Consider the following 12,442-nt stretch of genomic DNA (forward strand, 5'->3'; position numbering starts at 1 on the left):
AAGCTAGATTATAGTCGGTTTTCCATTGCTCCGCGTGTGCTTATAGGTAAGAATAGGGCTGCGTGGGTACATTGACCAATAAGTAGCTCCTTTTGGTGAGTGCTTATTGGCCAATGTATCCAAATTATGACAGCAAACAAATAATGAGGTAGGAAAATCCATGCCGTCACGTAAAGAACTAGCAAATGCTATTCGCGTTCTATCTATGGACGCTGTGCAACAGGCCAAGTCTGGCCACCCTGGTGCCCCTATGGGTATGGCAGACATTGCTGAAGTGCTATGGCGCGACTATTTAAACCACAATCCAGCAAACCCTGATTGGGCTGATCGCGACCGATTTATTCTGTCAAATGGTCACGGCTCAATGCTAATTTATTCTTTACTGCATTTATCTGGCTATGATCTTCCAATTGAGGAAATTAAAAACTTCCGTCAAATGCACTCTAAAACACCGGGTCACCCTGAATACGGTTATGCACCGGGTGTTGAAACAACGACAGGCCCGCTAGGGCAAGGTATTACTAACGCGGTTGGTATGGCTGTTGCTGAAAAAGCACTTGCGCACCAGTTTAACCGCGAAGGTCACGATATTGTTGATCACTTCACCTACTGTTTCTTAGGCGATGGCTGCTTAATGGAAGGTATCTCACACGAAGCGTGTTCATTGGCAGGTACATTAGGCCTAGGTAAACTTGTTGCGTTTTGGGATGACAATGGTATTTCAATCGACGGTGAAGTAGAGGGTTGGTTCACTGATGATACAGCTGCACGCTTTGAGTCTTACGGTTGGCATGTAGTTCGTAACGTAGATGGTCACGATAGCGAAGCCATTCGTGCGGCAATCGATGAAGCACGTGCTGAAACGGGTAAGCCAACACTAATCTGTTGTAAAACAGTGATTGGTTACGGTTCACCAAATAAATCAGGCAGTCACGACTGTCACGGTGCACCATTAGGTGATGCTGAAATTCAAGCTGCACGTGAATTCTTGAACTGGGAACACGGTGCTTTTGATATTCCAGCTGATATTTATGCTGATTGGAATGCAGTTGAAGCGGGTACAGCAAAAGAAGCATCTTGGGCTGAAAAGTTTGATGCGTACAAAGCGGCTTTCCCTGAACTAGCGGCAGAATTTGAACGTCGTCAAAAAGGTGAATTACCAGCAGATTGGGCTGAAAAGTCACAAGCCTATATTGAAAGCTTACAGGCAAACCCTGAAAACCCAGCAACCCGTAAAGCATCACAAAATGCACTAAACGCATTTGGTCCATTGTTACCTGAGTTTATGGGCGGTTCTGCTGACCTTGCAGGTTCAAACCTTACACTTTGGGAAGGTTCAAAAGGCTTAACAGCTAATGACGCATCAGGTAACTACATCTTCTATGGTGTACGTGAATTTGGTATGTCAGCAATTATGAATGGTATTGCGCTGCATAAAGGTTTTATTCCTTACGGTGCGACGTTCTTGATGTTTATGGAATATGCGCGTAACGCAGTTCGTATGGCGGCGCTTATGAAGCAGCCTTCAATCTTTGTGTACACCCACGATTCAATCGGTCTAGGCGAAGATGGTCCTACGCACCAACCAGTTGAGCAGCTAGCAAGCATGCGTTTAACGCCTAACCTAGTTAACTGGCGCCCGTGTGACCAAGTTGAGTCTGCAATTGCATGGCAAGATGCGATTGAGCGTAAAGACGGTCCAACATCACTGGTATTTACTCGCCAAGGCTTACAACAGCAAGCACGTACTGCTGAGCAATTAGCAAATGTGCGTAAAGGTGGTTACGTATTAAGCTGTGATGGCGTGCCAGAGATTATTCTTATCGCAACGGGTTCTGAAGTTGAGCTTTCAATGCAAGCAGCAGCTGAACTTCGCGCTCAAGGTAAAAAAGTACGTGTTGTTTCAATGCCATCAACTGATTTATTTGATGCTCAAGATGCAGCTTATAAAGAGTCAGTACTGCCAAGCGCAGTAACTAAACGTGTTGCTGTTGAAGCAGGTATTGAAGATTACTGGTACAAGTACGTTGGCCTAAATGGTGCTGTTGTTGGTATGACAACATTTGGTGAGTCAGCGCCTGCAAATGAGCTATTTGAGCACTTTGGCTTCACAGTTGAAAATATCGTAGCGAAAGCAAATCAACTGTAATAATTGCAAAAAAGCTATATTAATCAAAAGCGATGTCTAGGCATCGCTTTTTTGATCTAGCGCAATAGATTCCTCTTTGATAACAATTCTTAATTATAAAAACTGATTTAGATCAAACTCCCCAAAGCAATCCTCTTGCTAAAATTTGAGCAACTTTTGATAGGTAAAAAACGAGGAAAGGGAGATGGTTACCTCTGAACAAAATGCACCTGAACTTGTTTGTGGTGCAGATCCCGTACAAGCAAATATTACCTCTTTTGCGCAGCGTGCACATGAAAAAGCACTGACAGAACAGCTTATTCAGCAGAAAAAGTTGTTGTTAGAAAAGCAGCAGCAATTTGAGCAATTACAAAATGATCATGAAATGATCATTAAACATGTTCAAATTATTGAACGTGAGTGGGAAAACTCAAATGCGATGCTAGAAACATTAATGGAACAGTTAGCTGACGCTAAGAAAAAACCAAGCGATGAACTGACAGCTCAGCTACATGATTTACAGCAACAGGTTGAAGAAGCCAATATGAGCAAATCGGTAATGAAACATCATTGTCGAGAGCTCAATGAGCGTAATGAAGAACTAAACGCGCTAATTAAAGATTCACTTCATAGTGTGGAAGATTTAAAAAACAAAGCACAGCAGCAAGCGGATGTCATTAATCAACTACGTGCTGAGAATGTGGCTTTAAAACAGCAAAATATCTCACAAGCTGAAAAACTAAAACGCCAAGAAGGGCAGCTAACCGAAGCGCTTCATGGTTACTACAGTGATGTAATGAATAAACACAAAAAGTTAAGCAAAAATCTGCCAAGATAATTTCATTTGTTACCCAGCCCAAAATGGCGCCTTTGGCGCCATTTTTTATTGCTTTTATATAGTTTATATACGTATTATATATAAACTATATATTTAAAGTGTCTCAACGTTATGGGTATCGTGAAAATTTCCGATCAATTACATGATGAAATCCGCCATGCAAGCCGCGTTATGGAGCGTTCTATCAACTCACAAGCTGAATTTTGGATAAAAGTAGGCCGTCTTGCGGAACGAAATCCTAACCTCACCTTTGCTGATATTATGGAAAAAGAGTTGCTGCGAGAAAAGCAGATACAAGGAGCTGTGAGTGACTGATATAATCATTAAATCCCCTGATGAAATTGCACTAATGAGAACGTCTGGGCAATTACTTGCTCAGGTATTCAATGCGCTTGACGACTATATTGCTGTTGGTCAATCGACCTTAGAGATCAATAACTTTGTTGAAGACTATATTACCAATACGCTAAATGCGCGTCCCGCAAGTAAAGGGCAATATGGTTTTGCCTATGTGCTTAACCCTTCAATAAATGACGTTGTTTGTCATGGTGTGCCAAGTAGCACGCAAAAACTTAAAAATGGCGATATCATCAATATCGATATTACATTAGAAAAAAATGGCTATATCGCAGATAGCAGCAAAATGTATTGTATCGGTGATGTATCCCCACTAGCCAAACGTTTGGTAGATAAAACTTATCAGGCACTTTGGCTCGGTATTAAAGAAGTTAAACCCGGCGCTAAATTAGGTGATATAGGTTTTGCAATCCAACAATTTTCTGAAAAGCAAGGTTATACCGTTGTGAGGGAGTATTGTGGTCATGGAATTGGTAAACAAATGCATGAATCACCAGAGGTCTTGCATTATGGTACGAAAAATACGGGTGCAACGCTGCAAGAAGGTATGATTTTTACCATTGAACCAATGATTAACCAGGGCACAGCTAAAACAAAAATGAAACCGGATGGCTGGACAGTGGTTACGCGCGATAAAAAACTTTCAGCGCAATGGGAGCATACAGTACTGGTAACCAAAGATGGCTATGAGGTGCTGACTTTAAGACAGGAAGAAAGACTTTCTTGAAGGCGAGGGCAGTAAACGTTTGTTACTGCCATGGTTTAAAGGCTTAATTTATATTACCACCAACAGGCAGCCCGCTAGGAACACGCTCTGGAATATGATTGTATACAGGTGAACTTAAGGTACGTAAAAACACTTCAATATCATTAAAATCACCTTCGTTAATATTCACACCTAAATCTTCTCGGTCTTCATAGAGTGAGATTGCATCGTTTAAGGTCGCTTGCGAGCCATCCTGCATATAAGGTGCAGTCTGACTGATGTTACGTAAGCTTGGTGTACGAACAGCGTCAAGCGTTTCAATTACCTTTTCATCTTGTCTTATTTGATTATCTGAAAGTAAGGGACCGTTATGACAGTCAGCACAGCCGACATCAATAAATTTGTTTAAGCCAATGAGCTCACCTTCAGAAAGCGCGCTAATATCACCTCTTAAAAATAGATCAAACCGTGAGTTATTAGCGATTACTTTTCTTTGAAAAGTCGCGAGTGCTTTTGCAATATTGGTTTCAGTAATAACGTCATCTCCCTCAAAAGCAGCACTAAACAAATCAATGTACTCCGGAATAGTTGTTAACCTATATTTGATTTCATCAAAAATTTCAGCCTCAGAATAATGATAACCTAACATTTCAACGGGATTTTTTATGGGGCCAATAGCTTGTTCTTCTAACGTAGTTGCACGCAAATCCCAAAAATAAGGACCAGAAACAAACTCATTCAATTGTGTATCCATTGTGAGTCCTGTAAACGCCATATTAACGATCGATGGAGAGTGTATTGGTGTTGTTTCATTACCGTAACGCTGAGGTCCAAGCCCAACGCCATCAGAGCCAATGGAAAAAGCGCGCCCATCAGCCCAACCAAAATTTGGGTGGTGGCAAGATGCGCAAGCAACATTTTGTGCGCCTGATAGAACAGGATCCCAGAACAGTAACTCTCCAAGTATTTCTTTTTCTTTTGAATATGGATTATCAGTAGGGTAGATAATTTGTTCAGGTAAAGCGGAAAATAAATTTGTATAGTCGCGCGTTTGGTTATCTGTTGAAGTTTGCTGATTTTCTTCACAGCCTGTTAAGGAAAATAAAGAACAAGTTATCAATAAAATGGATATGTATTTACGCATTTGTACAACTCAATTAAACAGTTAATTTGCATAAATAAGTGTAAGGAAACCGGTGTCAAAAAAAGGTCTAATCCCGATTTTAAATTGTAATCTAAATCTTTGCGAAACAATTGAAATTACTGGATCCCTTGATATACCTAGGAAGTAACCGGTGTCATTATATTTGCTAATCCAAGAATAAAATTTTTTCACTATCGAAATGAAATTCTTTGCTTTAGAATACTCGCCCATAACCCTCTCACCATTTGTGAAAAGTGCATCGCACTGTTAGGAAAAACAACTTAATGGCAATCAAAATTGCAATTAATGGTTTTGGCCGAATCGGACGAAATATCGTAAGAGCTTTATATGAAGCTGGTCGTACTAACGACATTCAAATTGTCGCAATCAACGAATTAGCAGACGCTAAAGGCATCGCGCATTTATTAAAATACGACACCTCTCATGGTCGTTTTAAGTTTCCTGTGCAATTACAGCAAGATGCCATCACCGTAAATGGTGACTTAATCCAATTATTTGCAGAAGAAAACCCAAGTGAATTACCTTGGGGATTATTAGATGTCGACGTGGTGCTTGAATGCACAGGTGTTTATCACTCTCGTGAACATGCAGAACTGCATTTGAATGCCGGCGCGAAAAAAGTCCTATTCTCGCAACCTGCCGATGCGGATATGGATGCCACCATTGTTTTTGGTATAAACGACAGTGAATTAAACCTTGATCACACCATAGTTTCGAATGGTTCATGTACCACTAACTGTATCGTGCCTGTGATTAAGGTACTGGACGATGCCTTTGGCATTGAGTCAGGTGCAATTACGACCATTCACGCATCAATGCATGACCAGCAAGTAATTGACGCCTATCACAGTGATCTTCGTCGTACCCGTGCTGCAAGCCAATCGATTATTCCGGTTGATACTAAATTAGCGCGTGGTATCGAACGTATTTTGCCTAAATTTAAAAGCCGTTTTGAAGCCATTGCGGTACGTGTACCTACCATCAATGTGACGGCAATGGACTTAAGTGTCACCCTTAATACTGATGTAACAATTGAAACGGTTAATAAAGTACTTTCAGATGCCGAACATCAACACTTAGCCGGTATTATTAGTTATACAGAAGAACCACTGGTATCGGTTGATTTTAATCACGATAGCCATTCGTCGATTATCGATGGTACGCAAACCCGTGTAAGCCACAAGCGTTTAGTAAAAATCTTAGCTTGGTGCGATAACGAATGGGGTTTTGCAAACCGTATGCTAGATACTGCCGAGGCGATGGCACTAAAAAGTTAGATTTAGATAACCGTGAGTTTGCCAACAAGTTTGCGGTTTTTTTATGTTAAAGGAGAGCTCAAATGTCTGTCATTAAAATGGCTGATTTAGATTTACAAGGTAAGCGCGTGCTTATTCGTGAAGACCTAAACGTTCCAGTAAAAGACGGTAAAGTAACCAGTGATGCGCGTATTCGTGCATCGTTACCAACCATTAAATTAGCCTTAGAAAAAGGCGCAAAAGTAATGGTTATGTCGCATTTAGGTCGCCCTACAGAAGGTGAATACGATGAAGCATTCTCAATGCAGCCTGTTGTTAACTATTTAAATGACGTATTAGAGCAAACTGTTCGCCTAGAAAAAGATTACCTTGATGGTGTTGAGGTTGCGGACAACGAAGTGGTTGTGTTTGAAAACGTACGCTTCAACAAAGGCGAGAAAAAAGACGAAGAAGCTTTAGCTAAAAAATTGGCTGCACTGTGTGATGTATATGTAATGGATGCATTTGGCACTGCGCACCGCGCACAAGCGTCTACTCACGGTGTTGGTTTATATGCTGATGTTGCTTGTGCAGGTCCATTACTTGCGGCTGAACTTGATGCACTTGGTAAAGCACTTGATAACCCAGCACGCCCGCTTGTAGCGATTGTAGGTGGTTCAAAAGTATCAACTAAATTGACTGTACTTGAGTCGCTTTCAAGTGTTGTTGATCAGCTAGTATGTGGTGGTGGTATTGCAAATACCTTTATCGCAGCTGCGGGTAATAACGTAGGTAAATCACTTTATGAAGCTGATTTAATTGATGAAGCAAACAAGTTAACTAACGCAGCAAAAGCAGCGGGTGGTGATATTCCTGTACCAACTGATGTAGTCGTTGGTAAAGAATTCTCTGAAACAGCTGTAGCAACATTAAAATCAGTTGCAGATGTTGACTCAGACGACATGATTTTTGATATCGGTCCAAATTCAGCAGAGGCACTTGCAGAAATTATTAAAAATGCCGGTACGGTTGTTTGGAATGGCCCGGTAGGTGTATTTGAATTTGACCAATTTGGTGAAGGTACCAAAGCACTTGCACATGCGATTGCAGACTCAAATGCATTCTCAATTGCTGGTGGCGGTGACACCCTTGCGGCGATTGATAAATATGAAGTAGCAGACAAAATTTCATACATTTCAACCGGTGGTGGTGCTTTCTTAGAATTCTTAGAAGGCAAACAGTTACCGGCTGTAGCAATGTTAGAAGCGCGCGCGAAATAATTTGTGCACGCTATACTTAGGTTAATTGAATTAAATCTAAGTAACTGAATAAAAAGCCAAGTAACCATCATCTCTCTCAAAATCTGTGGTTACTTGGCAATAAACAAATCTATCCGTTCAAACTCGATGGCGTTAGGTGCCATCAAAAATTGGAGAAAGCAAAATGGCTTTAATCAGTATGCGTCAGCTATTAGACCATGCGGCAGAAAATGGTTATGGTGTTCCAGCGTTTAATGTGAATAACCAAGAGCAAATGCGTGCAATTATGGAAGCAGCAGACAAGACAAACAGTCCTGTTATCGTTCAAGGTTCAGCAGGTGCGCGTGCATACGCCGGTGCGCCGTTTATACGCCATATGATTTTAGCGGCAATTGAAGAATGGCCTCACATTCCAGTAGTTATGCACCAAGATCACGGTACATCACCAGCAGTTTGCCAACGCTCAATCCAATTAGGCTTTTCATCAGTAATGATGGATGGCTCATTACTTGAAGATGGTAAAACCCCTTCAAGCTACGAGTATAACGTTGATGTAACACGTCGCACCGTTGAAATGGCGCACGCGTGTGGTGTTTCAGTTGAGGGTGAGCTAGGTGTACTTGGTTCATTAGAAACGGGTGAAGCAGGCGAAGAAGACGGTATTGGTGCAGAAGGTAAGCTAACTGAAGATCAACTATTAACTGATCCTGAAGAAGCAGCTGACTTTGTTAAGCAAACAGGTGTAGATGCACTTGCGATTGCATGTGGTACTTCACACGGTGCGTATAAGTTTACACGTCCACCAACGGGCGACATCCTTGCAATTAACCGCATCAAAGAAATTCACGCACGTATTCCAAATACTCACTTAGTAATGCACGGTTCGTCATCAGTACCGCAAGAGTGGCTAGCTGTGATCAACGAGTTTGGTGGTGAGATCCCTGAAACTTACGGTGTGCCAGTTGAGCAGATCGTTGAAGGTATTAAGCACGGCGTTCGTAAAGTAAATATCGACACTGACTTACGTTTAGCATCAACCGGTGCAATTCGTCGTCACCTTGCACACAACCCTGCAAACTTTGACCCGCGTAAGTTCTTAGCTGAAGCAACAAAAGCAATGACTGAAATTTGTGTTGCGCGTTACGAAGCATTTGGTACAGCTGGTCAAGCAGCTAAAATCAAACCAATTTCACTTGATGCAATGCATGAAAAATACCTTGCTGGTGAGTTAAACCAACAAGTTAAATAACATCAAGTTATACAACTTCCTTTAACAAGCAAAGCGTTTATATAACTCATATAAACGCTTTTTTTGTGCAATAAAAACATCAAACAGCTGTCACAGCTTATTCATCTTTCTCTTGCCTAATAATTGGTTAATTTGTATCACAACTATTTTAGGAAAATAAAAATGATTAAACGATCGTTGCTAGCGATTACAGTATTGGCTGCATTATCTGGTTGTTCATTGGATGGCGATGACGGAAAAGACGGAGCTACAGGTGCCCAAGGAACAAATGGCGCAGATGGCAGCAATGGCGTTGATGGTTTAAATGCAACAAACTTACTCGACATAAAGTTAGTTGGACGCGCAGTACTTAATGCACAATCGCCTGAAGGTGCAGCAGAGATTGTCGCTTTTCATAAAGCGTCACAAACTATTTTTGCAATAAATAGCTCAGGTGCTGAAGCTGTTGTTGATTTAATCAAAATTGAAGCCATAGATGCGAGTGGTTTACTTCAAAACAATGAAGGTGTCGTTACCAATACAAACCTGACTTCATTTAGCCAAATTAAATTAAATGAACACACCAGCGGTGATGCAAATAGTATTGCGATTTCGCCCGATCAAAGTTTGCTTGCGGTAGCAATGGCCGCTCCGAGCAAAGCTGAAAAGGGTAATGTTGCTATTTATAGCTTAACTGGCGCTACACCAAGCTTTGTTAAAAACGTACCAGTGGGTTATTTACCTGACATGCTTACGTTTACCCCAGATGGCACAAAAATACTGGTGGCCAATGAAGGTGAACCTCTAAGTGATTATTCATTTGATGGTGAAGGCAGCATCTCAATCATTAGTGTTTCAAATGGTGAAGTGGCAAACACGGCAACTGAAATTTCACTGACGGCATATAATGGTAAGCAAGCTGAGCTTGAAGCTGACGGCGTTGTATTTGCTAATCCTAAAGGACAAACCATTAAAGGCAAATTAATTAACACCACAGTAGCTGTAGATTTAGAGCCTGAATACATTACAGTAAGTGCAGATAGCAAGATGGCTTATATTAGCCTGCAAGAGAATAACGCAATTGCATTTTTAGATTTAACAAGCAATAGCATTGAAGTAAAAGGGCTAGGTTTTAAAGATTGGTCAAACCTCGATTTTGATGCATCCGATAAAGACGGTGGTATTAACTTTAAACATTACAATGATTTATTTGGTATGTATCAACCTGATACCATTGCTTCTTATACCTGGCAAGGTGCCTCATTTATTGTTTCTGCCAATGAAGGTGATGGCCGAGAATATTTCTTTGATGCTGCAAATGAAGCTGAATGTATTGCAAACGGTGGCCTTGATTATGACGAAGATGATGGTTGCTTAGCTTATACCGATGAATCTCGTGTAAAGGATCTCAATTTAGCGGCAAACTTCAGCCATTTAAATAATGATAATGATGATATTGGTCGTTTAAAAGTAACCACTGAGTACGGCGATGCAGATCAAGACGGGCTATATGAGAAGTTGTATACCTATGGTGCGCGATCATTCTCGATTTGGGATCAAAATGGCTTGTTGGTGTTTGACTCAGGTGATCAGGTTGACCGAATTACAGCGTCTATTCATGGTGAAGCATTTAATAATGACGAAGATGCAAATGAAGGCGATACGCGATCGGATGCTAAAGGGGCTGAACCTGAAGCGTTAGCCATTGGCCAAATCGGCGAGCAAAGCTATGCCTTTTTAGGTTTAGAGCGCATGGGCGGAATAATGGTCTTTAATATTACTAACCCATATAACGTTGAATTTGTTGACTACTTTATTAATCGTGGTGTTGAAGAAGGAGCTGAAATCAGTGGTGATTTAGCGCCTGAAGGAATGTCGTTTATTTCCTCTGAAAATAGCCCAACAGGTAAACCATTATTGGTTATCGGTAATGAAATCTCTGGTTCGGTGAGTGTGTGGCAGATTGCTGAGCAAAAAACGAACTAACTAATAGAAAGTGATCTCAAATACATGTTTGGGATCACTTTCTTACTAACAAGATCCCGTTTTCACCTTCAGGGATCACGATCCTACTAACCTAACCACATTTTTCCCACCATTTTTCTTAAAATTGAGAGCTAACTTCTTGAAATTGGATCTATTTACGCCTCGATCTTAGTAAGTTTTTGATCTCAACTAGCGGGTTTGCAAGTTAACTAAGTATAAATCTGATCCAATTAGTAAAATATTGATCTCGCTACATTGCCATCATCATAAAATGTACTAGAGTAAATAGTGATAATACGAATTAACAAATAAGTAAATAAAGCGAAACTCATTGTTTTTTATACTCTCTGCTTAAGGAATTCATCATGATAAAACAACTGTTACTAGCAAGCAGTATAGGTTTGATGCTGTTACCTATGGAGGTGATCGCAGACACTGAGGCCAAGGTTTACGGTCGTGCTCATCTTGGCTTGCGCTATGTTGATATTGATAATCAAGATAGCTCTACAGAAGTCGATTCTTATGCTTCTCGTTTTGGAATTAAAGCGAGTCATGGTATTTCAGATGATCTTTCGGTACTTACTAAACTTGAATGGGAAGTAAACATCTCTGAGCAAGATGGCGGGAATGGCAGTGATGACAACATCAAATCACGTGATCAATACCTTGGGTTAAAGAGTAAAACGTTTGGCCAGATCTTAATTGGACGAAAAGATACAGCCTTAAAAAAATCACAAAATAAAATCGATATGATGAATGATTTTATTGGTGATATAAAATACCTCGCAACAGGTGAAAATCGTTTAGGTGATATGGTTAACTATAAATCCCCTAAATTTGGCCAATTGCAATTTGAGCTTACTTATGTAGCGGAAGAAAATACAAAGCAAAGCGATGGGGCGGGAGTTTCTGCGGCGATAGGCTATGGTGATAAAGCCCTTAAGAAAACCCCTTTTTATGTTTCTTATGCTCATGATGAAGACGTTGCTGGATACAATATTGACCGCGTATCAGCGCAAGGTAAACTAGGTGACTTTACCATCAATGGTATGTACCAAAACAGCGAAAAAGTGTCATCGGGCGATGATGGTGACACCTTTGTTGTAAGTGCATCATACAAAATTGAAAACTATAAAATCTTACTGCAGTACCAAGACGATGAAACGGGATTTGGTAAATTAAAAGACAGTGGAACAGCCAGTTCGGTAGGTGTTGAACGAAAGTTGGGTAAACAAGCGAAAGCCTATATTTGGTATACCCAGCGAGAGTTAGATAACAGTGATGATGAAGGGCATTTAGCAGTTACATTGCGTTATGATTTTTAAATGAAATAAAATCGTGACATTTTGGTTAATTTTTAAAGCCCCTTTTAGGGGCTTTTTATTATAAATTTAGGCTAATAAAAACAGTTTATCTTTATGATAGATAATTGGTTTTTGAATATATTAAAGGTTGGTTAAGTTATCACTACACATTAACAACAGTTTATTTATGATATTTTTATGTTTATATTCATAAAAGTGTCACACTTTACTTTGAT

The 12,442-nt window shown here is 40.4% G+C and carries 10 protein-coding genes; 9 read left to right on the plus strand and 1 reads right to left on the minus strand.

All coding sequences use genetic code 11. The features are described from left to right. Positions 1 to 160 precede the first annotated feature (160 nt). The 4 genes from tkt to map all read left to right on the plus strand — a co-directional run bounded on the left by tkt (position 161) and on the right by map (position 4,050). The gene (gene tkt / locus OM33_RS05760) at positions 161 to 2,149 is read left to right on the plus strand and encodes a transketolase (protein WP_038639866.1); all 1,989 of its coding nucleotides are present in this window, start codon (positions 161 to 163) and stop codon (positions 2,147 to 2,149) included. Positions 2,150 to 2,333: 184 nt separating this feature from the next. After that, positions 2,334 to 2,966 (plus strand): hypothetical protein, encoded by a 633-nt coding sequence (locus OM33_RS05765; protein ID WP_038639868.1) that lies wholly within the window; start codon positions 2,334 to 2,336, stop codon positions 2,964 to 2,966. 111 nt (positions 2,967 to 3,077) lie between these two features. Beyond that, positions 3,078 to 3,281 carry a ParD-like family protein gene (locus tag OM33_RS05770; RefSeq protein ID WP_038639872.1) on the plus strand — a complete coding sequence of 68 codons (204 nt, stop codon included), beginning with the start codon at positions 3,078 to 3,080 and terminating at the stop codon, positions 3,279 to 3,281. Next, positions 3,274 to 4,050, plus strand: coding sequence for a type I methionyl aminopeptidase (map, locus tag OM33_RS05775; RefSeq protein WP_038639875.1), 777 nt, complete (start codon positions 3,274 to 3,276; stop codon positions 4,048 to 4,050). The genes OM33_RS05770 and map overlap by 8 nt, the downstream gene beginning before the upstream one ends. Before the next feature lie 43 nt (positions 4,051 to 4,093). Here the strand turns inward: map and OM33_RS05780 are convergent, their stop codons facing one another. After that, the gene (locus OM33_RS05780) at positions 4,094 to 5,173 is read right to left on the minus strand and encodes a cytochrome-c peroxidase (protein WP_038639878.1); all 1,080 of its coding nucleotides are present in this window, start codon (positions 5,171 to 5,173) and stop codon (positions 4,094 to 4,096) included. 284 nt (positions 5,174 to 5,457) lie between these two features. Between OM33_RS05780 and epd the strand changes: the two genes are divergently transcribed. The 5 genes from epd to OM33_RS05810 all read left to right on the plus strand — a co-directional run bounded on the left by epd (position 5,458) and on the right by OM33_RS05810 (position 12,227). Further along, positions 5,458 to 6,471 (plus strand): erythrose-4-phosphate dehydrogenase, encoded by a 1,014-nt coding sequence (gene epd, locus OM33_RS05790; protein WP_038639883.1) that lies wholly within the window; start codon positions 5,458 to 5,460, stop codon positions 6,469 to 6,471. 62 nt (positions 6,472 to 6,533) lie between these two features. Beyond that, on the plus strand, positions 6,534 to 7,709 hold the full coding sequence (locus OM33_RS05795) for a phosphoglycerate kinase (protein WP_038639886.1): 1,176 nt from the start codon (positions 6,534 to 6,536) through the stop codon (positions 7,707 to 7,709). A 163-nt stretch (positions 7,710 to 7,872) separates the two neighbouring features. After that, entirely contained in the window at positions 7,873 to 8,937 is a 1,065-nt protein-coding gene (gene fba / locus OM33_RS05800; protein WP_010560999.1) for a class II fructose-bisphosphate aldolase, read from the plus strand. 162 nt (positions 8,938 to 9,099) lie between these two features. Continuing rightward, positions 9,100 to 10,902, plus strand: coding sequence for a choice-of-anchor I family protein (locus OM33_RS05805; protein ID WP_038639890.1), 1,803 nt, complete (start codon positions 9,100 to 9,102; stop codon positions 10,900 to 10,902). 365 nt (positions 10,903 to 11,267) lie between these two features. Then, positions 11,268 to 12,227: a porin gene (locus OM33_RS05810; RefSeq protein ID WP_038639893.1), complete on the plus strand. Its 960-nt coding sequence runs from the start codon at positions 11,268 to 11,270 to the stop codon at positions 12,225 to 12,227. Positions 12,228 to 12,442 lie beyond the last annotated feature (215 nt).

The organism is Pseudoalteromonas piratica (genome assembly GCF_000788395.1).
Classification (GTDB): Bacteria; Pseudomonadota; Gammaproteobacteria; order Enterobacterales; family Alteromonadaceae; genus Pseudoalteromonas; species Pseudoalteromonas piratica.